This is a genomic window from Pseudomonas sp. P179 (genome assembly GCF_000478485.2).
GTDB lineage: Bacteria > Pseudomonadota > Gammaproteobacteria > Pseudomonadales > Pseudomonadaceae > Pseudomonas > Pseudomonas aeruginosa.
Genome location: NZ_KI517354.1, coordinates 5,805,452 through 5,829,521, shown reverse-complemented (window position 1 = coordinate 5,829,521; position 24,070 = coordinate 5,805,452). Strand labels below are relative to the sequence as shown.

Sequence of the window (24,070 nt, the reverse complement as noted above, 5' to 3'; positions counted from 1 at the left end):
CCTGGCGCCGAAAAAAAGGGGCCCGAAGGCCCCTTTCACATGCTTGCTACGGGTCAGTCCTTGTCCGGGATCCCGTGTACCACGCCCGCGGTATTCTCCAGCAGGCTCTTGGTCGCGGTCTGGATGAACGACTCCAGCTTCTTCTGCAGCTCGGCCTGGTCCGGCACTTCCTTGGTGATCACCGCCTTGGCATCGCCGCCCAGTTGGTAATCGTAGACGCGCACGTCACCGTCCTTCGGCCGCACCAGGATGCGGTTGCCGGAGACGATGGCGACGTTCTGCTCGCTGCCCGACGGCTTGATCACGCCGAAGCCCTTGTCGCCTTCCGGCAGGTTCAGCAGGTCGCGGCCCCAGCACTGGTGGACGGTCTCGCCGCCGAGCAGGCCCATGATGGTCGGCACGATGTCGACCTGGGTACCGACGGTCGGCAGGTGGGTACCGAACTTCTCCTGGATGCCGGGGGCGATCAGCAGCAGCGGCACGTTGAAGCGGTGCAGGTCCATCTCGGTGAGCTGCTCGGGGCTGCCGAAGCCATGGTCGCCGACCACCACGAAAAGGGTGTCCTTGTAGTACGGCGACTTCTTCGCCTTCTCGAAGAACTGGCCCAGCGCCCAGTCGGAATAGCGCATGGCGGTCAGGTGCTCGTCGAGCGAACCGTAGCCGGTCACGCGCTCCACCGGCAGGTCCTTCGGCAACGCATAGGGCACGTGGTTGGAGAGGCTCTGCAACAGCGCATAGAACGGCTTGCCGGTGCTCGCCAGCTTGTCCAGTTCCTCGTTGCCACGGGCGAACATGTCCTGGTCGGAGACGCCCCAGGTCGGATCGGAGAACACCGGGTCGACATAGTCGTTGCGGCCGATGAAGGTGGTCATGCCCTGGTTGCTGAAGAAGCCGGACTGGTTGTCCCAGGCGAAATCGCCGTTGTAGACGTAGACGTCCTCGTACTGGCGGGCGCTGAGCAACTGCGGCAGGCCGGAGAACTTGTGGCCGCCCTCCGGGGTTTGCATCAGGTATTCGAAGCCCGGCAGGTTGGGGAAGCAGGCCATGGTGGCGAACATGCCCTGGTGGGTATGGGTGCCGTTGGAGAAGAACTGGGTGAACAGCAGGCCTTCCTTCGACAGCTTGTCGAAATACGGCGTGATGTTGCCCGGCGCGCCCAGGGCGCCGACATAGTGGCCGGCGAAGCTTTCCAGCAGGACCACCACCACGTTGCGGATCGGCAGGGTATTCGCCGCCGGCGGGGTGAACTCGCGGCGCACCGCGGCCTCATCGGCGTCCACCAGCTTGTCGTTGGGGGTCAGCAACATCTGCCGGGTGGTCTCCAGGGCGACCTTGTCGTCCAGGGTGGCCTTCCAGATGTTCGCGCGGTCTTCGGAGAAGCGCTCCTTGGCCGCCTTGACCAGGGTCAGGGTGCCGTTCAGGCCCAACTGGTTGGCGAACATGGACTCGGTGGTGAAGGCATCGCCCCAGCGCAGCGGCGGGCCCTGGCGCAGGGTGCCGCGGGCGGCGAGGACGCAGACCAGCACGCAGAGGAACAGCACCACGCCGCGCACGTACCAGGGCGCGGCAGCGCTCGGCCGGGCGATCACGCTGTCTTCGCGCGGCTTGCGCTGGCTCGGGCGGGTCGCCAGGTCGATGGCCTTGAACACCCGGTACAGCACCCAGGTGGCGAAGGCCCAGGCCAGCAGGTAGCGGACCACCGGGAAGCCGTACCAGAGCATGCTCATGACGGTCTTCGGGTCTTCCGACATGTACTGGAAGACCAGGCTGTTCAGGCGCTGGTGGAACTCGCGGTAGAAGTCCAGTTCGAGTACGCCGAGGAACAGGGTGATGCTGGCGAACAGCGTCAACCATGTACGGAACAGGCCGCGAGCGGCCATCGCGCGTACCGCGAACAACGACAGCACCAGCGGCGCCACGGCATAGACGACGACCCGCAGGTCGAAACGCACGCCGTTGCCGAACGCCTCGAGGAAGGTGCTCGCCGGGGTCGCGCCGATCAGTTCGCGGTTGTAGATCAGCAAGGCCAGGCGCAGCAGGCTGAACATGACCAGCAGCACCAGCGCGCTGAGCGCGGTGAACGCCAGGTGGCTGCGGATGGTGGGCTGGAACAGCCGTGGGGGCGATTGGGTGGTTCGGACTTCCGTTTGGTCCATTTTTACAATTCGCTCTTCTGTCGTTCGATTTCGAGAATGCGGTCCCGCCCCTGCTCGGCCAGCAGGTAGCGGCCGGGCCCGATGGGCAGTAGGGACTGTGCGGAACGCAGGCGCCGTACGATCACCTGCAGCGGCCCGTCGGGCGGCAGCAGCAAGGCTCGCGCGTTATGCGTCGAGTCCTCGGTGATCCACAGGCCTTCGCTGTCGCACAGCAAAAAGCTCGGTGCATTCAGTCCGTTCAGCACCACCTCGTCCTCGGCCCCCTCATGCAGACGCATGACGTGGCCACGTTTCTTTTCCGTGTAGAAGACGCTTCCGTCCGGGCAGGCGGCCACCCCTTCGGAGCGCTGCAAACCCTCGCGCAGTACCGTCAGTCCGCCGGTCTCCGGGTCGTAGCGGAGAATCCGCCCGTCCAGGTCGCGATCCTCGGCGGCGTACAGGTAGCGGCCGTCGCTGGCGACGCCCTCCACCTGGATGCCGTCGAACAGCGGCCGGGCCTGCTGGGCATGCCACCAGAACACCGGCGAGGCGCCCTGCTCCTGGCTGATCGCGATGCCGTCGCGGAAGCTGGCCATGCCGTCGGGCTTGGACAGCCCGTCGAGCACCGTATCGCGGCTGCCATCGGCGGCGATGCGGAACACCAGGCCCTTGCCGTCCTGCAACTCCTGGCTCACGTAGAGCAGGCCGTCCGGGTCGCGGGCCAGGGCGCTGACGTGGGGAATGTCCTCGAGCACTACCCGGTAGGTCCAGCCGGATACGGTGGCTGCCGGGGCGAAACGCTGCCAGCCGAGGAAGGCCAGGGCGATGAAGAGGACGCTACCGAGCAGGCAGGAGACTACTACGCCGCTCTGGCGCAATCGTTTGGTCAGCATTCGATGCACTCAAGGACAAAACTGCCATTTATAGCCATGGCAACGGAAAAAAGCGCGCAGATTTTCCCGGATCGATTGTGAAAAAAATGTTAGCTGGCAGTAACAGGGGATGTCGGAGCGACGCATGAAAAAGGGCCTTGCGGCCCTTCTTGGTGAAGCGTCAGTCGTTGTCCTGCTTGCCGATGGCCTGCAGCACGTACTGCGGCAGAGCAAACGCGCCCAGGTGGATATCGGCGTTGTAGTAGCGGGTGGCGATGCCGCTGTCGCGGAAGCGCTGGCGCAGCGTTTCCAGCGGAAGGCGACGCAGGCCTTCGCGGGTCGAACCCCAGGCGAAGGTCATGGCGCCGCCGATATAGGTCGGCACCGCCGCCTGGTAGAAATGCCAGTCGGCGAACAGCCCGTCGGTACGTGCGGCGGTGGTGCGCACTTCCTCCAGTTGCATGAACGGCGTGCCGTTCTGGGTGACCAGGATGCCACCCTCGTTCAGGCAGCGCCGGCAGGCCTGGTAGAAGTTCTCGGAGAACAGCACCTCGCCAGGGCCGATCGGGTCGGTGGAGTCGGAGATGATCACGTCGAAGCGTTCTTCCGTGGTAGCCACGAAGCGCATGCCGTCGTCGATCACCAGGTTCAGCCGCGGGTCGTCGAAGGCGCCCTGGGAGTGGTTGGGCAGGAACTCCTTGCACATGTCGACCACGGTGCCGTCGATCTCGACCATGGTGATCCGCTCGACGCTCTTGTGCTTGGCCACCTCGCGCAGCATGCCACCGTCGCCGCCGCCGATGATCAGCACGCGCCGGGCCGCGCCGTGGGCGAGGATCGGCACGTGGGTGAGCATCTCGTGGTAGATGAACTCGTCGGCCTCGGTGGTCTGGATCACTCCATCGAGCGCCATCACCCGGCCCATCCGGGCGTTTTCGAAAATCACCAGGTGCTGGTGCTCGGTGCGCACCTCATGCAGCATGTTGTCGATGCTGAAGCGCTGGCCGTAGCCCTGGTACAGAGTTTCCTGATAATCGCTCATGGGCCGGGATCTCCCTGGTAAGGCTGCAATCTGGCAGCGGGACTTGCCCGCGCCGCGAAGAAAGGCGCGCATTCTACGCTGGCGGCAATGACAGGTCGAACCCCGCCGGCGGATGGCGCCGGCTGCGCCGGACAGGTATCGTCTGCCCATGAGCCAGCCTACCTCTCCCCTCGTCCTGCACCTGCCCTACCAGTCACCCTGGGAATGGCGCCAGTTCCACCAGCATTTCGCCCTGCGCCTGCTCGCCGGTGTCGAAAGCCTGGGTGACGACCACTATGCCCGCAGCTTCCGGGCCAACGGTCGCCCGGCCTGGTTCGAGGTGCGACCGCTGGCGGAACGCCAGGTCCTGGCGCTGAGCCTCAGCCCGTCCGCCCATGCCCTGGCCGCCGAACTCGAGGCACGGGTCCGCCGGATGTTCGACCTGGACAGCGACCCGGCCGCCATCGCCCGGCATTTCGCCGGGGATCCCCTGCTCGGCCCGCTGGTGGCCGCCAATCCGGGACTGCGCCTGCCGGTGGCCTTCGATCCCTTCGAACAGGCGGTGCGCGCCATCGTCGGCCAGCAGGTCACGGTGAAGGCCGCGGTGACCATCACCGGGCGCCTGATCCAGCGCCTCGGCGAGCCGCTGGAAGATCTCGGCTACGACGGCATCAGCCACCTGTTCCCGACGCCCGCCGCGCTGGCGCAAGCCAACCTCGACGGCATCGGCATGCCCGGCAAGCGGGTACAGACGCTGCAACGCTTCGCCGCGGCGATCGCCTCGGGAGAGCTGAGCCTGGACCTGGCGGACGGCCCCGAGGCCCTGGTGGAGCGCCTCTGCGCGTTGCCCGGCATCGGCCCCTGGACCGCCGAATACATAGCCCTGCGTGCCATGGGCGAAGCCGACGCCTTCCCCGCCGCCGACCTCGGCCTGCTGAAATCCACGGTCTGGGGGCCGCAAGGCATCGATGCGCGCAGCCTGAAGGCCCGCGCCGAGGCCTGGCGGCCTTGGCGCGCCTACGCCGCGATCCACCTGTGGAACCACTACGCCGCAGGCGGCTAACGCCGCGGCGGGAGGCTACAGCCTGACGTTGCCGCGCGGGCCGGCGATGGCCCAGATGATCAGGCCGAGCACCGGCAGGACGATGATCACCAGGACCCAGATGATCTTCATCCCGGTTTCCGCAGCGCTTTTCAGGATGTTGACGATGGCCCAGATATCCAGGGCCAGGATGACCAGGCTGATCAGCCCGCTGAGGGTGGAACCCATGGCGCGATGCTCCCGAGCAAGAGTGTTCCCTCAGGATAGCCGGCGCGTTCACTCCACGAGGATGTCGGCGAAGCTGGCCACCGTCGGATGGCCGTCCAGGCTGCCGCCTTCGCGGGCCAGGCCGAGCGTGCGCATGCCCGCGTCGCGCGCGGCATCCAGTTCCTGCACCACGTCGGAAAGGAAAAGGATTTCCGCGGCCGGCAGGCCGATGGCCCCGGCGATCCGCGCATAGGAGGCGCTTTCCCGCTTCGGCCCGCTGGTAGTGTCGAAGTAGCCGGAAAACAGCGAGCCCAGGTCGCCGGCCTCGGAACAGCCGAAGATCAGCTTCTGCGCCTGGATCGAGCCGGAGGAATAGACGTACAGGTCCAGCCCACGGGCCTTCCACTCGCGCAGCGCCTGCATCGCGTCCGGGTAGACGTGGCCCTTCAACTGACCGTCGCGGTAGCCCTGGGCCCAGACCATGCCTTGCAGGGCCTTCAGCGGCGTCGCCTTGCGGTCCTCGGCGATCCATTGCAGGAGGATCGCGATCACCCGCTCGACATCGGCGTCCGCCTCACCGCTCTCGGCACGCACCGCCGCCAACTGTGCGGCTACCTCGGTCTCTCCGGCGTGTTCGCGGACGAAGTCCGGCAGGTGCCGGGCGGCATAGGGAAACAGCACGTCGAAAACGAAGCTGACCGCGCTGGTGGTGCCTTCGATGTCGGTGAGGATGGCTTTGATGGTCATGCGGACTCCGGATGAAACCGCCCCCGGCAGGACCGGGGGCGCGGATGGTGACGGATGGGACGGTGCCTCGCTCAGTCTTCCAGCAGGGGGAAGCGGCTGGCGATGTCGTCGCCGGTGAACTGGGCGACCCAGCCCTCCGGGTTGTTGAACAGGCGCACGGCGACGAAATGCGGGTGCTCGCCCATGTCGAACCAGTGGCGGGTGCCGGCCGGCACCGAGATCAGGTCGTTGCGCTCGCAGAGCACGGCGTAGACATGCTCCTCGATATGCAGGACGAACAGGCCGCGCCCGGCGACGAAGAAGCGCACCTCGTCTTCGCCATGGCGGTGCTCGTCGAGGAACTTGGCGCGCAATTCGGCCTTCTGCGGGTGGTCGCTGTTCAGGCTGACCACGTCCACGGTGATGTAGCCGCGCTCGCGCTTGAGCCGCTCGATCTCGTGGGCGTAGGCGGCGATCACCTCGTCCTGGCTGGCGCCGGCGGCGATCGGCGCGGCGGCTTCCCAGCGTTCGAAACGGACGCCGACCTCGGCCAGGGTCGAAGCGATGTCCTCGGCATGGGTCAGCAGCTTCAGCGGCTGCTCCGGCTGGTTCTCGTGATAGACGGTAAGGCTGCTCATCGGCTCAGACTCAGTACTTTCAGTTCACACTCGAACAGAAACTCGAAAGCTTCCACCTGACGCAGGGCATCGCTCATGCGCGCGCCCCAAGTGTACAGCCCGTGGCCGCGGATCAAATACCCCGGGCAGTGCGGATGCGCCTCCAGCCAGGGCTGCACGCGGCTGGCCAGGCGGGCGATGTCCTGGTCGTTGTCGAAGATCGGCACCTCGACCTGGCCTTCGTGGGTGGTGACCCCGGCGAAGGCCTTCTGCAGTTCGTAGTCCTGCAGCACCAGGCGGTCGCCGCGGACCAGGCGGGAAAGCACGGTGGCATTCACCGAGTGGGTATGCAGCACCGCGCCGATCGCCGGGTTCCAGGCATACAGCTGGGTGTGCAGGAGGGTCTCCGCCGAGGGTTTCTTGCCCGGTTCCAGGCTGTTGCCGGCCAGGTCGGTGGCCAGCACGTCGTCGAAGCCCAACTGGCCCTTGTGCTTGCCCGAGACGGTGAGCAGCGCGCGCTGTTCGTCCAGGCGCGCGGAGTAGTTGCTGCTGGTCGCCGGCGACCAGCCGCGGCCGTAGAGGAACCGGCCGGCGTCGATGATCTGCTGGGTCAGCTGTTCACGGTTGTCGTTCATGCCCGCACCTCTTGCAAACGGGTACTGATGATAGCGGCTGCCAGCAAGGCTGCCAGGCTGGCGATGGCGAAGGTCCAGGCAGGGCCCAGGCTGTTCCAGCTATAGCCGGAATACAGCGCGCCCAGGGCTCCGCCGGTACCGGCCAGCGCAGCATACAGGGCCTGGCCCTGACCCTGCTGGCGCGGGCCGAAGCTACGCTGCACGAAATGGATGGCAGCCGCATGAAAACTGCCGAAGGTGGCGGCATGCAGCGTCTGGGCAAAGACCAGCAGCGCCAGGCTGTCGGCCAGGTTGCCGAGAAGCAGCCAGCGCAGCGACGCCAGCAGGAAGCTCGCGGCCAGCACCTGGCGCAGGCTGAAACGTTGCAGCAGGCGTGGCATGGCGAGGAACAACATGACCTCGGCGACCACCCCCAGCGCCCAGAGCAGACCGATCAGCGCCCGGCTGTAGCCCAGCGATTCCAGGTGCAGGGTCAGGAAGGTGTAGTACGGCCCATGGGACAGCTGCATCAGGCACACGCACAGGTAGAACGCCAGCACGCCCGGCTGGCGCAACTGGGCGAGGAAGCCGCCCTCGCCTTCGCGCGGTTCGCGATGGGCCGGCTGGGCATTGGGCACCCACCAGCTGCACAGCACGATGCCGAGCATGATACCCAGCAGCGTCGCCGGGTAGACATCCAGGCTCAGGCGCTCGAACAGCGCGCCGAGACCGACCACGGTGCAGATGAAACCGATCGAGCCCCACAGGCGAATCCGGCTGTAGCTGGCGCTGCGCTCGCGCAGATGGGCCAGGGTGATGACCTCGAACTGCGGTAGCACGGCATGCCAGAAGAACGCGTGCAACGCCATCACCAAGGCCAGCCAGGCGTAGCTGTGGCTGACGAAGATCAGCGAGAAGCCCAGCGCCGTGCATACCGCGCCGAAGCGCACGATGGCCAGGCGCTGGCCGCTGCGGTCGCCCAGCCAGCCCCACAGGTTGGGCGCGACGCAACGCATCAGCATGGGAATCGCCACCAGCTCGCCGATGCGCGGGCTGGGGAAGCCCAGGTGATGGAAATACAGGGCGAGGAACGGCGCCGTGGCGCCGAGCAGGCTGAAATAGAAGAAATAGAAGCTGGACAGGCGCCAGTAGGGAACCGCGCTGGTCACGATCCGCCGTTCACCCGTCCCGCACCGCGGCCTGCCACAGCCCTCACAGCTGCGGCAGGACCGGCGTGTCGACGCGCACGTCGGCGTTCTGCCCACGCTGGCGCAGCAACTGGTCGAGCAGGACGATGGCCATCATCGCCTCGGCGATCGGCGTGGCGCGGATGCCGACGCACGGGTCGTGACGGCCCTTGGTGATCATGTCCACCGGCTCGCCGGAGGTATCGATCGAGCGCCCGGGAGTGGTGATGCTGGAGGTCGGCTTCAGCGCCAGGTGGGCGACGATCGGCTGGCCGGAGGAGATCCCGCCGAGGATGCCGCCGGCATTGTTCGACAGGAAGCCTTGCGGGGTCAGTTCGTCGCGGTGCTCGGTGCCGCGCTGGGCGATGCTGGCGAAGCCGGCGCCGATCTCCACGCCCTTCACCGCGTTGATGCTCATCAGCGCATGCGCCAGTTCGGCGTCCAGGCGGTCGAAGATCGGCTCGCCCAGGCCCGGCGGCACGCCTTCGGCAACCACGGTGATCTTCGCCCCGACCGAATCCTGGTCGCGGCGCAATTGGTCCATGTAGGCCTCCAGCTCCGGCACCTTGTCCGGGTCGGGGCTGAAGAAGGCATTCTGCTCGACGCTGTCCCAGCTCCTGAACGGAATCTCGATCGGCCCGAGCTGGCTCATGTAGCCGCGCACCTGGATGCCCAGGCCCGCCAGGTATTTCTTGGCAATAGCCCCGGCGGCCACGCGCATGGCGGTCTCACGCGCCGAAGAACGGCCGCCGCCGCGGTAGTCGCGCACGCCGTACTTGTGGTGGTAGGTGTAGTCGGCGTGGGCCGGGCGGAACAGGTCCTTGATCGCCGAGTAGTCCTTGGACTTCTGGTCGGTGTTGCGGATCAGCAGGCCGATCGGCGTGCCGGTGGTCTTGCCCTCGAACACCCCGGAAAGAATCTCCACCTCGTCGGCTTCCTGGCGCTGGGTGGTGTGCCGGCTGGTGCCGGGCTTGCGCCGGTCGAGGTCGCGTTGCAGGTCCCGGGCGGACAGTTCCAGCCCCGGGGGGCACCCATCGACGATGGCGACCAGCGCCGGGCCGTGGCTTTCGCCTGCGGTGGTGACGGTGAAGAGCTTGCCGTAGGTGTTGCCGGACATGCGAGGCTCCGCGTGAGGACGAGAGGGAAAGACATCGGAGTATACCCGTCAAGGACGGGCCTGCGAACCTTCCCCGGAGGACGCGATCAAAGCGCTATCATCGGCCCATGAAGACCTCCATGCCGCGCGCCCTCCTCGCCCTGTTCTGCCTGCTCGCCAGCCTGGCCCACGCCGCTCCCAACAGCATCCTGCACCGCCCCTACGACCTGGACACCGGGCACGGCGTGCTGCGCGGCTCCTTGCTGCTGCCGCGCAGCGCCGTGCCGCCGCCGGTGGTCCTGCTGGTCGCCGGCTCCGGTCCCACCGACCGCGACGGCAACAACCCCTTCGGCGGCAACAACCGCTACCTGTTGCGTCTCGCCGAGGCCCTGGCCGAACGCGGAATCGCCAGCGTGCGCTACGACAAGCGTGGAGTCGCCCGCAGCCTGGCGGCGGCGCCGCGCGAGGAAGACCTCAGCGTCGGCGTCTATGTCGACGACGTGGTCGCCTGGAGCGAACGGCTGGCCCGCGACCCGCGCTTCTCCCGGCTGATCCTGGTCGGCCATAGCGAAGGCGCGCTGATCGCCAGCCTGGCGGCGCCTCGCACGCCGGCCGAGGAATTGATCGCCATCGCCGGCAGCGGCCAACCCATCGACCGGGTGCTGCGCGAGCAACTGCGCGGTCGCCTGCCGCCGGCGCAACTGCGCCAGGCCGACTCGGTGCTGGCTTCGCTGAAGGCCGGCGAGACCCGCGGCGATATCCCGCCGGCGCTCGCCAGCCTGCTCCGCCCCAGCGTGCAGCCGTACCTGATCTCGCTGTTCCGCAAAGACCCGGCACGCGCGTTCGGCAGCCTGCGCATCCCGACCCTGATCGTCCAGGGCCGCAATGACATCCAGGTCGGCGTCGCCGACGCCGAGGCGCTCCAGCGAGCCAAGCCCGACTCGCAACTGGTGCTCATCGACGGCATGAACCACATCCTGCGGATCGCCCCGAGCACCGGTCTCCAGCAGCTTTCCGCCTACAACGACCCGAACCTGCCGCTGGCCCGGCAACTGGTCGAGGCGGTCAGCCGCTTCATCCTGCGCGGCGCAGAGGCGGAAAAAGGCCGCTGAGCCGCTACAGAAATCGCTTCCCGCGCCGACAAGTTCTGAAAGCCGGCCCGTGAAGGCGGCCGGCCAGAGGATGTCCGATGATCGATAGCGATACCCAACCGGCCGCAGAAGAAGCCGAGAAGAAACCGCCGCACCCCTGGGCCGAACTGGCGCCGGAGCATTTCCGCCTGCTCCGCCTGGCGCCACTGCCCACCGACCGCGCGACCGGCGCCCGCCCCCTGCGCTTCGTCCAGCTCGGCAGGGTCGAACGGCACAGCGCGGACCAGAGCCTGCTGCGCCTGAGCATCCAGGTGCCAGGCCTGATGCTGCGCAAGGAGCAGAACCTGCTGGAGGTCTGGGCCGATCATCGCAACAAGGAAGTGCGTTTCGGTTCGGACGCCGGGCTCAGCCTGGAACCCTTGAATCGCGGGCTGGGCCGTTTCCTGCTGGCCCAGGCGATCGCCTGGGCGCAACGACGCTGGGCCCACTACAAGGTGGAAGGCGGCGCACTGGCGCTGAAGGATGGCCTGACCGAAGACGCACGCCTGCGCCGCGACCATTTCATCCGCGCCCAGGGCTTCGACGTCAGCTATGAGGACCAGCGGTTGCTCAAGGCCCGCTACAGCGCCGGCCGGGTCAGTGAGCTGCACAGCGATTGGCACAAGGACAAGGTGCAGATCGTGCCGCTGCTGGACGCCGCGGCGATGCTGGAACAGGCCGAGCAGACCCTGCAGGCCCAGGATGCGGAGATCCGCCAACTGGAACAGCGCATCAACCACTACCGCCGCGACGACACCAGCCTGCGCTTCACCATCGCCTGCCTGACCGCCTTCGCGGTGTTCCAGGCCGGCCTGCTGATCTGGATCGCCACTCACTGAACCGGCGGCACCAGCCGCCTCCGATCACTTTTCCAAGCGCGAACGGAACAGTTCCCGGTGCTCGCGGCACTGCGCGGCGGACAGCATGAACACCCCGTGGCCGCCGTGCTCGAACTCCAGCCAGGTGAAGTCCACTTCCGGATACAGCGCCTGCACATGGACCTCGCTGTTGCCCACCTCGACGATCAGCAGGCCTTTCTCGCTGAGGTGGTCGGCCGCCTCGGCGAGCATCCGTCGCACCAGGTCCAGGCCGTCGTCGCCGCAGGCCAGGCCGAGTTCAGGCTCATGATGGAACTCCGCCGGCATGTCGGCGAAATCCTCGGCATCCACGTAGGGCGGATTGGACACGATCAGGTCGAAGCGCTGGCCGGGCAGCCCGGCGAAACCGTCGCCCTGGACGGTGTAGACCCGCTCGCCGAGGTCGTGGCGCTCGATATTGACGTTGGCCACCTCCAGCGCATCGAAGGACAGGTCGGCGAGCACCACCTCCGCCTGCTCGAACGCATAGGCGCAGGCGATGCCGATGCAGCCGGAACCGGTGCAGAGGTCGAGGATTCGCGCCGGCTCGGCCGGCAGCCAGGGCGCGAAGCGCTGTTCGATAAGTTCGGCGATAGGCGAGCGCGGCACCAGCACGCGTTCGTCGACGCTGAATGGAATCCCGCAGAACCAGGCTTCGCCCAGCAGGTAGGCCGCCGGAATCCGTTCCTCGATGCGCCGCCGGAGGATCTCCGCCAACTCGGCGCGTTCATCGTCTTCCAGGCGGCAATCCAGGTAGCTGTCAGAAATTTCCCAGGGAAGGTGCAGGGAGCCCAGAACCAGGTGGCGCGCCTCGTCCCAGGCATTGTCGGTGCCGTGACCGAAGAACAGGCCGGCGGCGTGGAAACGGCTGACAGCCCAGCGGATGTAGTCGCGCAGGGTGAGCAGACGGGACTCGGACATGACGGAATTGCTCCTCGCAACGCACAAAAGGGCGACATTCTAGCCGATCGCGCCGGAGCTGGCCTCCAGCGCGGGAAGTCCATACCACTTTAGTGCGCATGCGGCAAAGGTTCACAGGCTCGCCGATAGGGGCCAGAATGAAAGGCATGTGCCTTCTCAGGAGTAGTGACATGCCTCATCCGCTCACCCTTTTGCAGATCAGCGGACGCGGCTACCCGCCAGCCCCCCTTCGGCAGAGCACCTTGCTGATCATCGATGCCCAGGAAGAGTACCGCAGCGGCGCCCTGCGCCTGCCAGGCCTCGACGCCGCCGCCGCGGAGATCGGCGTGCTGGTGCAGGCGGCCCGCGCCAGCGGTACGCCCATCGTGCATGTACGCCACCTGGGTATCCAGGGCGGCCTGTTCGATCCGCAAGGGCCGCGCGGCCAGTTCCTCCCGGAACTGCAACCGGAAGCCGGGGAAAAGGTCGTGGAGAAACGCCTGCCCAATGCCTTCTCCGGCACCGAGCTGCACGACCTGCTGCAGAACCACGGCCGTCTCGACCTGATCGTCTGCGGCTTCATGACCCATTCCAGCGTCAGCACCACCGTGCGCGCGGCCAAGGACTACGGCTACCGCTGCACCCTCGCCGATAGCGCCTGCGCCACCCGCGACATACCCACCCTGAACGGTGGGGTCCTGAGCGCCGCGGACCTGCAACGCGCCGAGATCGCCGCCCTCGGCGACAACTTCGCGGCGATCGTCGCCCAGGCCCGGGAACTGCTCTGACCGCCCATCCAGCCGCCCTCCCGTCCCGCCCTGCGGAGGACTAGTCTGCCTGCTGGGCCATGGCTTGCGGCGAGAAGACGAGTGGCGCACGGTTTGCCCACGGCTCCCGGGAATCCGGGAACCCGGCCGGAAGGTTCCGGTCCTAGCCCCGATGACACACGAGGAAGTCGGGATGAAGTTGTCCGATAGTTTCGATGCGCGCCGGCTGCGCCCGCGCCGGCCGAGAGTCTGGCGCTGGCGCCTGGCGGCGGCGTTCGCGGCCCTGGTGGCGAGCCTGGGCGTGCTGCTGTCGCTGGCCGGCACCTCGGCCTTGATCGGCCGCCAGCCGGCTGTCGGCATGCTGCATATCGAACCCGCCGCTGGCGGCGTCTTGCTGGCCCTTGGCCTGCTGTCGCTCTGCCTCGGCGTGTTCTTCTGGCGTTTCAGCCGCCGCCGCAGCCGCCGCAACAGCGACCTGAGCCTGTCGCCGAACCTAATGAAAAAGCGCGACTGAGCGGGCTGCCGGCGTCCGGCCGATCCGGTAAACTGCGCCGCTTCGCGGAGGCTCCCATGCAAGACGACGACTTTTCCCTGTTCAAGAGCGAGATGCGCGGCGTCAAGCGCATCTCGGTCGATCGAGCCGATACCGGCAAACCTCGCAACGACCGCCAGCAACTCAAGCAGCGCCAGCTCAATGCCAGCGTGCGCAACGACGAAATCCGCGTCGATGGCCTGTCCGACCAGTTCGTCATCGACGTCGGCCCCGAGGACGAGCTGTCCTGGGCCCGCGACGGCGTCCAGGAAAGCCAGTTGCGCAAGCTCAAGCAGGGCCTGGTGCCCTTCGACGGTAGCCTCGACCTGCACGGCATGAGCGTGGAGAAGGCCCGGCAGACGCTATGGGACTTCCTTGCCGAGGCCACCCGCCTGGAAATCCGCTGCGTGCGCGTGACCCATGGCAAGGCCGCGCGCAAGGACGGACGCAGCCCGCTGGTGAAAAGCCACGTCAATACCTGGTTGCGCCAGCACCCGCAGGTGCTCGGTTTCACCTCCTGCCTGCCACGCCACGGCGGCACCGGCTCGGTCTACGTGATGCTGCGCAGGACCATGCTCGAAGGCCGCGACGAGTAGCCGGCAAGCGCCGAGTCTTGCCAGCGGCCCGGCGACGTCCTACCCTCCGCGCTGGTAATCGTCTGACTGGAACGCCCATGTCCCTGGAACAACACTACTCCTCGATCCTCACCCAGCTCGGCGAGGACGTTAACCGCGAAGGTCTGCTGGACACGCCCAAGCGTGCCGCCAAGGCCATGAAGTACCTGTGCCGCGGCTACCAACAGAGCCTGGAAGAAGTCGTCAACGGTGCCCTGTTCAGCTCCGACAACAGCGAAATGGTATTGGTCAAGGACATCGAGCTGTACTCGCTCTGCGAGCACCACCTGCTGCCCTTCATCGGCAAGGCCCACGTGGCCTATATCCCGAACGGCAAGGTGCTCGGCCTGTCGAAGGTCGCGCGGATCGTCGACATGTACGCCCGCCGCCTGCAGATCCAGGAGAACATGAGCCGGCAGATCGCCGAGGCGGTCCAGCAGGTCACCGGCGCCCTCGGCGTCGCGGTGGTGATCCAGGCCCAGCACATGTGCATGATGATGCGCGGCGTGGAAAAGCAGAACTCGTCCATGGTCACTTCGGTGATGCTCGGCGAATTCCGCGACAACGCCGCCACCCGCAGCGAATTCCTCAGCCTGATCCGCTGAGGCCAGGTCCGCTGGCGAAAGAACCGGCCCCACTGGGCCGGTTTTGCGTTTCCTTCCCCGGCGATCAGCCGAAGAAGCGCTTCATCGAGCGCGACAACCAACCGCCCTCGCTCTTGTCCTTGACCAGTTCGGACATGCTGTGGCGTACCGCATCCACATATCCGGCGTCGTCGTTGCGGATGTGGTTGAACAGCCAGCGCGAGAGCAAGCCCTTGAGTTCATCGCCGACATCCTCGCCGGCCTGGAAGCGCACCCGGTATTCGGAGACCCGGCGGATGAACAGCTCGTGGATCTTCTTGTGCGCCCGGGAAAACTGGTAGCCGGCATCCTCCATCAGGGTTTCCTCGAAGGCGAAGTGCGACAGCGTGTAGTCCACCAGCTCCTCGATCACCTCGGCGATCGCCGCGTGTTCCTTGCCTTGCTGGGCGTCGTGCAGGTGATTGATCATCTCGACGATGCGTTTGTGTTGATTGTCGATGACCTGAATACCGGTATTCAGGTCATCCTGCCAGACCAGATGCGCCATGATGACTTCCCCCAAGCGAACAGCGAACGGCCTTTCCGAACGGCCTGGGGCCAGGGTATTTTTGTGACGCAGTACGGGTATTGACGCCGGTCAAGCGGGACAAGATGTTAATGAATTTCGCATGAATTCATTCGCCCCCCTCGCGGCGGCATGCCCGCTCGATCCGCTCGGTTTCGCGCGGCTGAACATCCGCCATCGTCGCCGGAAAGCGGCGTCACCAGTGGTCCCGACAGGACAGGAAGGAAATGAACCTGATCGCGCACGTGGAAATACCGGTGTCCGACCTGGGGAGGGCGATGCGTTTCTACGCCTCGGTGTTCGGAGTGGCGTTCGGCGAGGTAGCCACCCTGCACGGAAGCAGAATGGCGCATTTCCCCTTCGAGGAAGGCCGTGACGGTGCCAGCGGCGCACTCGCCGAGGGCGACGTCTACGTGCCTACGCTACATGGGGCGATCATCTACCTGAATGTCGCGGACCTGGATGCCGTCATTGCCCGGGCCCTCGGCGAAGGCAGCGAAATCCTCTTCCCGAAGACGCCGCTTGGCGACGGCGTGTTCATCGCCGAGATCAGGGACAGCGAAGGCAATCGTATCGCCCTGCGGAGCGCTTGCGGAGAGCGGCCGTAGAGGTCCTGCAAACCGAGCGCCGCCGGCTCAACGGGCAAGAACGCCGGCCAGCCAGGAACGCCGCGCGCCCAGCGCTTCCTGCAATTCGCGGACGCCGATGCAGCGCCGTTCGGGGTCGAGGCTCAGGGCGGTACGCAGCGCCGGCCAGCAGCGCCGAGGCAGGTGTCCGGGCGCGCGCAGCTGGCGCTCCAGCCCCTGCTCCCGGGCCTGGTTCGAGGGCAGGCGGCGGAACGGATGGCGACCGTCGGCCAGTTCGTAGAGGACGCAGGCCAGCGCATACAGGTCGGCCGCCGGCGACAATGGCGCGCCCTCGAGCAGTTCGGGAGCGGCGTAGCCCGGAGTCCAGGCGTCGATGCGGCCCCGGCTGAGCTGCGGCAGGCCATCCAGGATGCCTGCCTGCGCCTGGCCGAGGCCGAAGTCGAAGAGCCGCACGCCCTCTTCGCCGAGCATCACGTTGCTCGGCTTCAGGTCGCCATGCAGTACTCCTTGTTCGTGGACGTAGGCCAGAACATCCAGCAACGGCCGGGCGATCGCGCTCAGCTCGGACCAGGGCAGGCCTTCGGGACGCTCGCAGAGCAGGCGGTCGAGCGGCAGGCCAGGCATGAGTTCCATGACGATGTAGGCGCGCTGGCATGCGGTGTCGACGTCGAAGGTGAACAGACGCACGACGTTCGGATGGCGCAAGCGCCGGGTCAGGGCGAACTCGCTATAGAGCAAGGCGCTGGCGTCGGGTGACTCGGCGACCGACTCGTTGAGCAGCTTCAGCGCTACCAGCGGCGCCGGGTCGCCGAACTGCTCATGGAGCAGGTCCCGGGCACGGTAGACCGTCCCCATGCCGCCGGCGCCGAGCATCCGCTCCAGACGGTAGCGCCCGGAAAGAACGTCCGGCAGCGGACCGGGCAACACCGCCGGCAGGTCCGGCGCCGAGGCGGTCGGGGCGGCGAAGGCGAAATAGGTCAGGTTCGCGCCGCCCTCCTCCTCCGGCAGCAGCTCCAGCGACGACAGCGGTTCGTTCATTGGCGGATCACCACTGCCGTCAGGTTGTCCCGTGCGGCGCCGCTCAGGGCACCGTCGAACAGCCGCTCCACCGCCACCTGCGGCGATGCCAGGCTCAACGCGCGACCCAGCGCATCGGCGCTCAGCTCTTCGTAGAGCCCGTCGCTGCAGAGCAGGAAGACATCACCGGGATGCACCTCCAGTTCCAACACGTCCAGCACCAGTTGTTCGCTAGCGCCGACGGCACGGGTCAGCGCGCGCGCCGAGGGATAGGCGCGGGCCTGCTCGATATCCATCCGCCGTTCGTCGACCAGTCGCTGCAACAGCGAGTGGTCGCGGGACAGCTGGTACAGCCGCTGGCCGCGCCACAGGTAGCAGCGGCTGTCGCCGACCCACACGCAGGCCGCCCGCGAACCCTCCACGACCAGCGCCACCACCGTACTGCCGATGATCCTGTCGCCGCGTTCGGCGCTGAGGGTGAGTTCCTCGCCCAGGCGCCGGTTGAGCCAGTGCAGGCACTGGCGCATCGCGTTCAGGCGCTCGTCGAATCCCGCCCGGGCCGGCAGTTCCGCCAGGCTGGTGACGATCATCCGGCTGGCCAGGTCGCCGGCCTGGTGCCCGCCCATGCCATCGGCGACCGCCCAGAGCCCGCGATCCGGGCAGTCCAGGAAGGCATCCTCGTTGCGCGCGCGGACCTTGCCGCGATCCGTGCGTGCCGCGCTGCGCCAGGGTTCGGTGCGTTGCATCAGAGCTGCACCGGCATGCGGAAGCTGCGCAGGACCGCGAGATCGAACGGATTCGGCGTGCGCTGGGCGAGCAGCAGGTAGTTGGCGCGCAGGCCGCCCAGGTCGGCCTTGAGCACCATCACGTCACGCCCGCTGAGGTACTCGGTCTGCATCAGGTCGAACAGCCTGAACAGCGACCAGGGCCCGGTATTGCGTTCGATTCCCACCGGTCGTCCGGCCATCTTCTCCAGCACCAGGCTGGTGCGGCCGCCGTCGGCGTCGCTGGGCCACTTGAACGACATCGGCACGATCGGGCCGTGGCGGTACTCCATGGACTGACCGTCGAAACGGAACTCGGCGCGGCTGACGCCAGGATCGAGGGTATAGGGCTCCAGGCGGAAGCGCACCTGTGGCTCGGCCGGGTTCTCGGCGAAGAAGCTCTGGCGGATCACCTGGGCCGTGCCCATCTGGTCGAGATAGACCTTGGACATCGGCAGGCTGTAACCGTCCACGCTGCGCAGGCGGTAACTGCCCGGGTCGCCGCTGACGAAGGGCCGCATGTAGGTTTCGAAGAAGCGTTCGGCGACGCCCTGCGCCTTGAAGAACTCGCGGAAATCGCTGACCGCGACATCGCTGGCGCTGTGCGCGTTGAACGGGTAGCGCTTGTTGATCGCCTTGCTGTAGAAACCGTACAGCTCGCTCTGGTAGCGCTGGTTGAGGTACAGGTAGGCATCGCCGAGGACCAGCCGCCAGGCGTCTTCGGCCAGCACGCTGAACCATCCGCCGAGCGGTCGCGGCAGTCGCGCGGAGGCGTTGCGCAGGTTGCTCAGGGCATCGCGCTGGCCGCCCATGCGGCTCTTCGCCATGTCGAAAGCCGCCTGCTCCGGCTGGCTGGCGCGCGCCAGTCCGGCGAGTTGCAACTGCAACTCGTTGAGCGCCTGCAACAACGGGGTGAGGTCGGCCGCCGGGCCGTTGTTATCGTCGAGCAGGCGATGCAGGGGCTCGAAGCGGCGTTGCAGGGACTTCTTCGCGGTATCCGGCAGGTTCTTCGCCAACGCGTCCCTGGCCTTGCCGGCCGCCGCGGCGGCCGCCTTGCCCAGCTTGCCGCCCTTTTCCGCGGCCTTGTCGCTGGCCTCTGCCAGCGCCTCGGCGCTCTCCGCCAGGACCGGGAAACGGGTGTTCTCACGGACCTCCAGCAACAACTGGAGGATCGGCGAGTTGGCGGCGAGCAGCCCGGAAACCTGGTCGGCGCCCTCGCCGGCATCGTTGAACGGCAGCAGGCCCAGGCGTCCGACCGCCTCGCTCCAGAAGTTCGCGTAGTCGCGGAAATACAACTGCTCGAGTTCGACCATCAGGCGCCGCAGGTCCATGTCGCTGATCCCGCTGCCCTCGCCCAGGACCCAGTTGTCGCGAAGGATGTCGTTGACCAGGCTGGCGCCCTGGACCACGAAGTACTGCTGGTAGCCCTGCTGGGTGTAGAAGCCCGGGATCACGTAGTCGGTGCCGACGAACAGACCGGCCTGCGGCCCCAGGTGCTGGCCGAAGCGATACTCGGGCAGGCTTCGCGCCTGTTCGCGCAGCACCCGGTAGACCACGTTGGCCAGGGACTCGCTGCGCAGCACCTGGCGTGCCTGGGCCACCAGGGTCTCGTTCAGCGGATAGCTGAACGGTTGCTCGAGCAGACGGGCGAAATGCGTGTTCAGGCCATTCTGCACGGTGCCGTTGCCGGCATAGCGCTGCGACCAGTCGGTAGCCACCCAGTCCTTGAGCCATCCGTTCTCGCGGCGCTCGCGCAGATTCAGCATCAGGTAGGCCCGCAGGCTGTTGAGCAGGCGTTCGCGATTCTGCATGTTGCCGCGGATCTGCGCTTCGAGCATCCGCGCCACGCGCGGCAGCAGTTGCGTCTCCAGCTCGCGGCGATAGGCCGCGGCCAGCGGCGGGTTGACCTCGTTGCCCTGGTACAGCCCGGCGCGCTCGTGCAGCGAGACTTCCCCTTTGGGCGGAAACACGGTGGTCGCCGCATAGCTGCTATCCAGCGTCTTCAGCGCCGCCATGGCGTCGTCGCGCTCGCCAAGCGCCTGGCGCTGCTGGGCCCATTGCTGCGCCAGCTCGCGGACCCGCTCCAGGCGCTCGTGGTTGGCCGAGAAACCGCCAGCCCAGAGCAGGCCGAATAGCAGAAGGAGCGCCAGCGAACCGACGTACAGGGCGCGCTGGCCCCAGTGGATGCGCGTGCGTTCGCGGCGATCGAGACCTGCCAGGTTGGCCTCAGGGAAGATCACCTGGCTCAGCAGGTGGTGGATGAAGCGCGAGCGCCCGTTGCGCAGGGTCGGCAGCAGGCCGCTGGCGATCCCCAGGTTGGCGCCGATGCCGGCGGTGTCCTCGTCCAGCTGCTGGGCCAGGTGCGGCGCGCTGGTCAGGTAGAAGCCGCGCAGGCGGCTGGCGCGCTGGTAGCGATTGCCGGTGAAGGCGAGTTCGACGAACAGGCACAACCGCTCGCCGATCTGGCCAAGCTGGTGCGGGAAGTCGAGGATGCGACCGCGACGCAGGGTATCGCGCTCCTGGTGGATGCGCATGATCACCTGGCTGTTCAGGCGTCGCAGAAGGTCCTCGAACGCCTGACGCAGGACCGTCACATCGGTGCCGTTCTGCTCCTTGCCGAAGCTGGTGCCCAGAACCTGGTCGCTCTCCTCGCGGCTCAACTGGTCGAAGAACTCGTCGAAGCCGAGCAACTGGTCGGCCTTGCTCAGCACCAGGTAGACCGGCAGATCGAGGTGCAGGGTCTGCTGGATTTCCTGCAGGCGCGCGCGCACCTGGCGAGCCAGCGTATCCAGCGCCATCTCGTCGTCGCTGAGCAACGTTTCCACCGGAATCGACACCATCACGCCGTTCAGCGGCCGTGCGCGGCGGCGCTTGCGCAACAGGCCGAGCAGGGTCGCCCAGGCGCCCCCGTCGACCTCGCCGTCGGCTTGGGTCAGGTAGCGCCCGGCGGTGTCGATCAGGACGCCGTGGTCGGCGAAGTACCAGTCGCAGTAGCGCGTGCCGGCGGTATCGCGGGTCAGCTTGCGGTCGATCCGGTTGATCGGGAACTCCAGTCCGGAAAAGTCCAGCAGGCTGGTCTTGCCGCTTCCCTGCGGGCCGATCAGCAGGTACCAGGGCAGCTCGTTGCGCCAGCGCTCGCTACGACCGCGGTACAGGCTGGAGGTCTTCAGGGTGCGCAAGGCGTCCTTGAAGCGGCTGCGCAGTTCCTTCTGTTCGTCTTCGATCAGACCGTCGCGGCGCAAGCGCTCCTGGCCCTCGTCGCTGTCCTCGACGGCCTTGCGCCGCACTCCGGCGCGCCAGCTGACGAAGACCATCGCCAGCCCCCAGAGCAGGAACATCAGGCTGATGCTCAGCAACCGCGAGGTCGGGCTTTCCCAGAACTTGTAGTCGGCGACCGCCAGCAGCGGCCCGACGAACCACACCAGCAATGCCGCCAGGAGTGCCAGCAACAGCGTCCAGACCCACGTCTTGCGCAGGAAGGCGCCGACTTTCTTGAAGAAGTTTTTCATTTCGCGTCCCTGTGTTTACGAACCGGGCTGTCCTGCCGCCGCATCGAGCGACTGGTAAGGCTGCAGCACCGTGTCGCGTTGTTCGCCGAGAACCCAGGCGAATCCCGAATACATCACCACCAGGCAGACCAGGGTGAACAGCGCCACCATCCACCAGGGCACGATCCGCACCAGGCCGCGACGCTGGTCGCTGAGCCCCTGCCAGTGCGGCGACAGTTCGCGCGGCACGTCGCCGCGCAACTGGCGGATCTGCCGGTAGAGCGCATCGGAAATACCGTCCAGGTCGAGCACGCCGCGAGCCATCACCCGGTACTTGCCCTCGAAGCCGAGGGCCAGGCAGAGGTACATCAGCTCCAGCATCGGCAGGTGCTTGACCGGGTTCTTCGACAGCCGGTCGAGCAACTGGAAGAACTTCTCGCCGCCGAAGGTCTCGTTATGGAAGCTGCTCAGCAGGCTGATCTTCGACCATTCGCTTTCGTTGCCCCACGGGGTGGTCACCACCGCCTCGTCGACCACCGTGCACAGCACGTAGCGCGCCGCCATGACCTGGCTGTTTTCCACGCCATCCTGCACGGCGCGGAATTCGAAGAGCTTCATGGCGGAGGTCAACCGCTCCTTGAGCGCCGCAAGGTTCTCCAGCACGGTGCTGTGCTTGAGCCGGACCACTTCCGAAAGCAGTTCGGAAGCCGCCGCCACCAGCGGGTTCAGGCTGACGTTGAAGGCCTCGCCCGGACGCAGGCGCGCCGCGTAGATCATCCGCTCCTCGAGCTGCTCGAAGCGCGGCGGTTCGGCGAAATCGGTCAGCGGCCCCTGGGCCGGTACCTGTCCCTGGTGATCGAGGAGGACGGTCTTCTCGTCCTCGTGGTATTCCCTTTCCTTGATCATGTTCAGTTCCTGATGGCCCAGAATTTCAGTTCAAGCTCGGAGAACTCGCCGGATACGTGGAACGCGAAACCGCCGGAGCGCTCCAGCTGGGCCATGTCCTCGGCGTTGGGTTCGAGAATGAAATAGGTCTTGTTGGAGTGGAACGGGATCTGCCGCGGCGCCACCGGCAGCGGCTTGACCCGGATCCCCGGCAGGTGCAGGTTGACCAGTTGGCGAATGTGCTCGACCGCACCCACCTTGAGATGCGCGGGCAGCCGCTGGCGCAGTTCCTCCGACTCGCAATTGGCACTGGCGGCGAGCACGAACGAGGCGCTTCCGAGCAGCTTGTGGTCGTGCAGGGGCGAGACCAGGATGCCGTACTGGCGGGCCTGGAGAGGCAGTTCGATGGCATGCTGCTCGAGCACCATCGACAGGACCTGGCGGATCGCCTCCATCAGCCTGCGGAAGCTGGCGCCCTGGTCGCTGTGCTGGTAACGGCTGTCCAGGCGCGGACGCTTGCTCTCGCTGCCGAAGGTGGCGAGGTCGCCGAGCATGGTCAGCAGCACCCGGTACAACTGCTCCGGATGCACCTGCTCCAATCCCAGGTAGTGGCGCAGCAGCAACTCGGTGCGATTGATCAGTTGCAGCATCATGAAATCGCCGACCTCCGCGCCGCCGACCTTGCCATTGGACCGGATACGCTCGGCGATGGTGTCGCCGCGATGGCCGAGCATGCTGATCACCTCCTTCAGGCAGGACAGCAGGTAGGCGGATGCGTGGGCGTGGAGGTAGCTCGGCACGAAGTCGGGGTCGAGGCTGATCACCCCGTCCGGCGTGGTATCCAGCACCACCGCCACCTTCAGTTTGACGTAGGCCTGGTCGCTCTGCTGCTCGCCGAGCAGCAGGCGAAAATCCGGCCGCGCGCAGCTGACCTGCACCATGGAATCCTCGCCGGCGTTGGAGTCCGCCACCTCCAGGTCGTAGGCGGTATAGCGCGCCAGGACCTCGGCCTGCTCCGGCCGGCGCGCCTCGATGTGGTTGCCGGTGACCAGCGGCAGGGCCAGGTAGATCGGCACGTTCGAGGTATTGGGCGGCACGTCGAGGGCGAGCGGCTCGGTGTTGCCGCCGAGTTCGAACAGGCTGCCGTCGGGCAATACGCCGGAGGCCTGGCTGATCACCAGCTTGCCCATGTTGAGGAACTGGCGGTCCAGCTCCAGGGCGAGGAAGCCCCAGTTGTAGCTGCCCAGCAACTGGGTCCGGGCCTTCATCTGGTTGTCGTAGTAGCGGTCGTTGTGTTGCAGGTGCTGCGGGCGCAGCAGCATGCCTTCCTGCCAGACGATCTTGTGCACGTTCATCGCGCGTCACCCGCCTTGCCGAGCAGTTCGCCGGCATTCAGGATGCCCTTCTGGCCCAGCTTCAGCTCTACCCGGGTCAGCTCTTTCGCCGTGACCGGCACCACGTAGCGCCAGCTTGCCTCGCCGAGATCACGGTAGGCGGCGAGCACGCCCACGTAGCGGCTCCCCTCCCCCACGCTGAGCTTGAGTTCGACCCGCTCGCCGGGACGAAGCTCCAGCTCCTCGCTGGTCACCAGGTCGGGGTCCAGGGTCTCCTTGGGACGTTCGTAGAGGCTGAAGAAGTCGGCGTTCTCGAACGCCACCGGGTGCTTCAGCTCGAACAGCCGCACTACCACCGGCGACGGCCGGCCATTGAGGTCGGGATTGACCCGCTCGCCGGCGCTCAGGGCGAGGTCGAGCTTGGTTAGTCTGGAATACGGCGACAGCGTGGAACAGCCGGCCAGCAGCGCCAGGACGGCGAGCATGGCCAGCGCCCTGGCTGGCGGGATCGGGCGACGAGACATGGCGA

25 protein-coding genes are annotated in these 24,070 nt (G+C 66.8%); 8 read left to right on the top strand and 17 right to left on the bottom strand.

All coding sequences use genetic code 11. The annotated features are described in order from the left end of the window. Window positions 1–53 precede the first annotated feature (53 nt). The 3 genes from HMPREF1224_RS39165 to speE all read right to left on the bottom strand — a co-directional run bounded on the left by HMPREF1224_RS39165 (window position 54) and on the right by speE (window position 4,049). Window positions 54–2,156: an LTA synthase family protein gene (locus HMPREF1224_RS39165; RefSeq protein ID WP_003103200.1), complete on the bottom strand. Its 2,103-nt coding sequence runs from the start codon at window positions 2,154–2,156 to the stop codon at window positions 54–56. Window positions 2,157–2,158: 2 nt separating this feature from the next. Further along, the gene (locus HMPREF1224_RS39160) at window positions 2,159–3,028 is read right to left on the bottom strand and encodes an NHL repeat-containing protein (RefSeq protein WP_003087664.1); all 870 of its coding nucleotides are present in this window, start codon (window positions 3,026–3,028) and stop codon (window positions 2,159–2,161) included. Between the two features lie 160 nt (window positions 3,029–3,188). After that, the gene (speE, locus tag HMPREF1224_RS39155) at window positions 3,189–4,049 is read right to left on the bottom strand and encodes a polyamine aminopropyltransferase (protein ID WP_003103196.1); all 861 of its coding nucleotides are present in this window, start codon (window positions 4,047–4,049) and stop codon (window positions 3,189–3,191) included. A gap of 148 nt (window positions 4,050–4,197) precedes the next feature. On the opposite strand from speE, the gene HMPREF1224_RS39150 reads away from it, so the two are divergent. Beyond that, window positions 4,198–5,091 carry a DNA-3-methyladenine glycosylase family protein gene (locus HMPREF1224_RS39150; RefSeq protein ID WP_003449989.1) on the top strand — a complete coding sequence of 298 codons (894 nt, stop codon included), beginning with the start codon at window positions 4,198–4,200 and terminating at the stop codon, window positions 5,089–5,091. A gap of 15 nt (window positions 5,092–5,106) precedes the next feature. Here HMPREF1224_RS39150 and HMPREF1224_RS39145 read toward each other — a convergent pair whose 3' ends face one another. The 6 genes from HMPREF1224_RS39145 to aroC all read right to left on the bottom strand — a co-directional run bounded on the left by HMPREF1224_RS39145 (window position 5,107) and on the right by aroC (window position 9,538). Then, the gene (locus HMPREF1224_RS39145) at window positions 5,107–5,298 is read right to left on the bottom strand and encodes a PLDc N-terminal domain-containing protein (protein WP_003103184.1); all 192 of its coding nucleotides are present in this window, start codon (window positions 5,296–5,298) and stop codon (window positions 5,107–5,109) included. 48 nt (window positions 5,299–5,346) lie between these two features. After that, on the bottom strand, window positions 5,347–6,024 hold the full coding sequence (mtnC, locus tag HMPREF1224_RS39140; protein ID WP_010794022.1) for an acireductone synthase: 678 nt from the start codon (window positions 6,022–6,024) through the stop codon (window positions 5,347–5,349). A 71-nt stretch (window positions 6,025–6,095) separates the two neighbouring features. After that, the gene (locus HMPREF1224_RS39135; protein WP_003087656.1) at window positions 6,096–6,641 is read right to left on the bottom strand and encodes a 1,2-dihydroxy-3-keto-5-methylthiopentene dioxygenase; all 546 of its coding nucleotides are present in this window, start codon (window positions 6,639–6,641) and stop codon (window positions 6,096–6,098) included. Further along, complete coding sequence (locus HMPREF1224_RS39130) at window positions 6,638–7,255, bottom strand: methylthioribulose 1-phosphate dehydratase (protein ID WP_003103182.1); 618 nt, start codon at window positions 7,253–7,255, stop codon at window positions 6,638–6,640. Before HMPREF1224_RS39130 ends, HMPREF1224_RS39135 begins: the two co-directional genes overlap by 4 nt. Further along, entirely contained in the window at window positions 7,252–8,403 is a 1,152-nt protein-coding gene (locus tag HMPREF1224_RS39125) for an MFS transporter (protein ID WP_003087654.1), read from the bottom strand. Before HMPREF1224_RS39125 ends, HMPREF1224_RS39130 begins: the two co-directional genes overlap by 4 nt. A 43-nt stretch (window positions 8,404–8,446) precedes the next feature. Continuing rightward, a complete protein-coding gene (gene aroC, locus HMPREF1224_RS39120; protein ID WP_010794021.1) occupies window positions 8,447–9,538 on the bottom strand; it encodes a chorismate synthase in 1,092 nt (363 codons plus the stop codon). A gap of 107 nt (window positions 9,539–9,645) precedes the next feature. Here aroC and HMPREF1224_RS39115 point away from each other — a divergent pair, with 107 nt between their 5' ends. Beyond that, a complete protein-coding gene (locus tag HMPREF1224_RS39115; RefSeq protein WP_010794020.1) occupies window positions 9,646–10,629 on the top strand; it encodes an alpha/beta hydrolase in 984 nt (327 codons plus the stop codon). 77 nt (window positions 10,630–10,706) lie between these two features. Beyond that, a complete protein-coding gene (locus HMPREF1224_RS39110; protein WP_003087649.1) occupies window positions 10,707–11,486 on the top strand; it encodes a hypothetical protein in 780 nt (259 codons plus the stop codon). 24 nt (window positions 11,487–11,510) lie between these two features. Here the strand turns inward: HMPREF1224_RS39110 and prmB are convergent, their stop codons facing one another. Then, on the bottom strand, window positions 11,511–12,425 hold the full coding sequence (prmB, locus tag HMPREF1224_RS39105) for a 50S ribosomal protein L3 N(5)-glutamine methyltransferase (protein ID WP_003087648.1): 915 nt from the start codon (window positions 12,423–12,425) through the stop codon (window positions 11,511–11,513). Between the two features lie 170 nt (window positions 12,426–12,595). Between prmB and HMPREF1224_RS39100 the strand changes: the two genes are divergently transcribed. From HMPREF1224_RS39100 to folE, 4 genes are all read left to right on the top strand, one after another. Continuing rightward, window positions 12,596–13,192: a cysteine hydrolase family protein gene (locus HMPREF1224_RS39100; protein WP_003103179.1), complete on the top strand. Its 597-nt coding sequence runs from the start codon at window positions 12,596–12,598 to the stop codon at window positions 13,190–13,192. Window positions 13,193–13,364: 172 nt separating this feature from the next. Next, entirely contained in the window at window positions 13,365–13,685 is a 321-nt protein-coding gene (locus tag HMPREF1224_RS39095; RefSeq protein ID WP_003087644.1) for a hypothetical protein, read from the top strand. A 56-nt stretch (window positions 13,686–13,741) separates the two neighbouring features. Next, complete coding sequence (locus HMPREF1224_RS39090; protein ID WP_003087642.1) at window positions 13,742–14,299, top strand: Smr/MutS family protein; 558 nt, start codon at window positions 13,742–13,744, stop codon at window positions 14,297–14,299. A gap of 77 nt (window positions 14,300–14,376) precedes the next feature. After that, window positions 14,377–14,922: a GTP cyclohydrolase I FolE gene (folE, locus tag HMPREF1224_RS39085; protein WP_003087639.1), complete on the top strand. Its 546-nt coding sequence runs from the start codon at window positions 14,377–14,379 to the stop codon at window positions 14,920–14,922. A 64-nt stretch (window positions 14,923–14,986) separates the two neighbouring features. On the opposite strand, the gene HMPREF1224_RS39080 is transcribed toward folE, so the two are convergent. After that, complete coding sequence (locus HMPREF1224_RS39080; RefSeq protein ID WP_003087637.1) at window positions 14,987–15,448, bottom strand: bacteriohemerythrin; 462 nt, start codon at window positions 15,446–15,448, stop codon at window positions 14,987–14,989. A gap of 245 nt (window positions 15,449–15,693) precedes the next feature. On the opposite strand from HMPREF1224_RS39080, the gene HMPREF1224_RS39075 reads away from it, so the two are divergent. Next, on the top strand, window positions 15,694–16,074 hold the full coding sequence (locus HMPREF1224_RS39075) for a VOC family protein (protein WP_010794019.1): 381 nt from the start codon (window positions 15,694–15,696) through the stop codon (window positions 16,072–16,074). A 27-nt stretch (window positions 16,075–16,101) separates the two neighbouring features. Here HMPREF1224_RS39075 and HMPREF1224_RS39070 read toward each other — a convergent pair whose 3' ends face one another. From HMPREF1224_RS39070 to tssJ, 6 genes are read right to left on the bottom strand one after another with little or no spacing between them, the layout of a single operon-like run. Beyond that, entirely contained in the window at window positions 16,102–17,091 is a 990-nt protein-coding gene (locus HMPREF1224_RS39070; protein WP_003097784.1) for a serine/threonine-protein kinase, read from the bottom strand. Then, complete coding sequence (locus tag HMPREF1224_RS39065) at window positions 17,088–17,816, bottom strand: PP2C family protein-serine/threonine phosphatase (RefSeq protein WP_003087627.1); 729 nt, start codon at window positions 17,814–17,816, stop codon at window positions 17,088–17,090. The genes HMPREF1224_RS39070 and HMPREF1224_RS39065 overlap by 4 nt, the downstream gene beginning before the upstream one ends. Beyond that, window positions 17,816–21,343: a type VI secretion system membrane subunit TssM gene (gene tssM, locus HMPREF1224_RS39060; protein WP_010794018.1), complete on the bottom strand. Its 3,528-nt coding sequence runs from the start codon at window positions 21,341–21,343 to the stop codon at window positions 17,816–17,818. Before tssM ends, HMPREF1224_RS39065 begins: the two co-directional genes overlap by 1 nt. A 15-nt stretch (window positions 21,344–21,358) precedes the next feature. Further along, entirely contained in the window at window positions 21,359–22,228 is an 870-nt protein-coding gene (gene icmH / locus HMPREF1224_RS39055; protein ID WP_003087622.1) for a type IVB secretion system protein IcmH/DotU, read from the bottom strand. A 2-nt stretch (window positions 22,229–22,230) separates the two neighbouring features. Beyond that, on the bottom strand, window positions 22,231–23,562 hold the full coding sequence (gene tssK / locus HMPREF1224_RS39050) for a type VI secretion system baseplate subunit TssK (RefSeq protein ID WP_003097790.1): 1,332 nt from the start codon (window positions 23,560–23,562) through the stop codon (window positions 22,231–22,233). Further along, complete coding sequence (gene tssJ, locus HMPREF1224_RS39045; protein WP_003122875.1) at window positions 23,559–24,065, bottom strand: type VI secretion system lipoprotein TssJ; 507 nt, start codon at window positions 24,063–24,065, stop codon at window positions 23,559–23,561. The genes tssK and tssJ overlap by 4 nt, the downstream gene beginning before the upstream one ends. Window positions 24,066–24,070: the final 5 nt, after the last annotated feature.

Bases quoted from the DNA above. Each gene is read 5' to 3' on its own strand.
- HMPREF1224_RS39070 (WP_003097784.1), bottom strand. From the start codon at position 17,091: ATGAACGAACCGCTGTCGTCGCTGGAGCTGCTGCCGGAGGAGGAGGGC.
- folE (WP_003087639.1), top strand. From the start codon at position 14,377: ATGTCCCTGGAACAACACTACTCCTCGATCCTCACCCAGCTCGGCGAG.
- icmH (WP_003087622.1), bottom strand. From the start codon at position 22,228: ATGATCAAGGAAAGGGAATACCACGAGGACGAGAAGACCGTCCTCCTC.
- HMPREF1224_RS39095 (WP_003087644.1), top strand. From the start codon at position 13,365: ATGAAGTTGTCCGATAGTTTCGATGCGCGCCGGCTGCGCCCGCGCCGG.
- HMPREF1224_RS39135 (WP_003087656.1), bottom strand. From the start codon at position 6,641: ATGAGCAGCCTTACCGTCTATCACGAGAACCAGCCGGAGCAGCCGCTG.
- HMPREF1224_RS39130 (WP_003103182.1), bottom strand. From the start codon at position 7,255: ATGAACGACAACCGTGAACAGCTGACCCAGCAGATCATCGACGCCGGC.
- mtnC (WP_010794022.1), bottom strand. From the start codon at position 6,024: ATGACCATCAAAGCCATCCTCACCGACATCGAAGGCACCACCAGCGCG.
- HMPREF1224_RS39160 (WP_003087664.1), bottom strand. From the start codon at position 3,028: ATGCTGACCAAACGATTGCGCCAGAGCGGCGTAGTAGTCTCCTGCCTG.
- tssJ (WP_003122875.1), bottom strand. From the start codon at position 24,065: ATGTCTCGTCGCCCGATCCCGCCAGCCAGGGCGCTGGCCATGCTCGCC.
- prmB (WP_003087648.1), bottom strand. From the start codon at position 12,425: ATGTCCGAGTCCCGTCTGCTCACCCTGCGCGACTACATCCGCTGGGCT.
- tssM (WP_010794018.1), bottom strand. From the start codon at position 21,343: ATGAAAAACTTCTTCAAGAAAGTCGGCGCCTTCCTGCGCAAGACGTGG.
- HMPREF1224_RS39110 (WP_003087649.1), top strand. From the start codon at position 10,707: ATGATCGATAGCGATACCCAACCGGCCGCAGAAGAAGCCGAGAAGAAA.
- HMPREF1224_RS39145 (WP_003103184.1), bottom strand. From the start codon at position 5,298: ATGGGTTCCACCCTCAGCGGGCTGATCAGCCTGGTCATCCTGGCCCTG.
- aroC (WP_010794021.1), bottom strand. From the start codon at position 9,538: ATGTCCGGCAACACCTACGGCAAGCTCTTCACCGTCACCACCGCAGGC.
- tssK (WP_003097790.1), bottom strand. From the start codon at position 23,562: ATGAACGTGCACAAGATCGTCTGGCAGGAAGGCATGCTGCTGCGCCCG.
- HMPREF1224_RS39165 (WP_003103200.1), bottom strand. From the start codon at position 2,156: ATGGACCAAACGGAAGTCCGAACCACCCAATCGCCCCCACGGCTGTTC.
- HMPREF1224_RS39065 (WP_003087627.1), bottom strand. From the start codon at position 17,816: ATGCAACGCACCGAACCCTGGCGCAGCGCGGCACGCACGGATCGCGGC.
- speE (WP_003103196.1), bottom strand. From the start codon at position 4,049: ATGAGCGATTATCAGGAAACTCTGTACCAGGGCTACGGCCAGCGCTTC.
- HMPREF1224_RS39090 (WP_003087642.1), top strand. From the start codon at position 13,742: ATGCAAGACGACGACTTTTCCCTGTTCAAGAGCGAGATGCGCGGCGTC.
- HMPREF1224_RS39115 (WP_010794020.1), top strand. From the start codon at position 9,646: ATGAAGACCTCCATGCCGCGCGCCCTCCTCGCCCTGTTCTGCCTGCTC.
- HMPREF1224_RS39100 (WP_003103179.1), top strand. From the start codon at position 12,596: ATGCCTCATCCGCTCACCCTTTTGCAGATCAGCGGACGCGGCTACCCG.
- HMPREF1224_RS39080 (WP_003087637.1), bottom strand. From the start codon at position 15,448: ATGGCGCATCTGGTCTGGCAGGATGACCTGAATACCGGTATTCAGGTC.
- HMPREF1224_RS39075 (WP_010794019.1), top strand. From the start codon at position 15,694: ATGAACCTGATCGCGCACGTGGAAATACCGGTGTCCGACCTGGGGAGG.
- HMPREF1224_RS39150 (WP_003449989.1), top strand. From the start codon at position 4,198: ATGAGCCAGCCTACCTCTCCCCTCGTCCTGCACCTGCCCTACCAGTCA.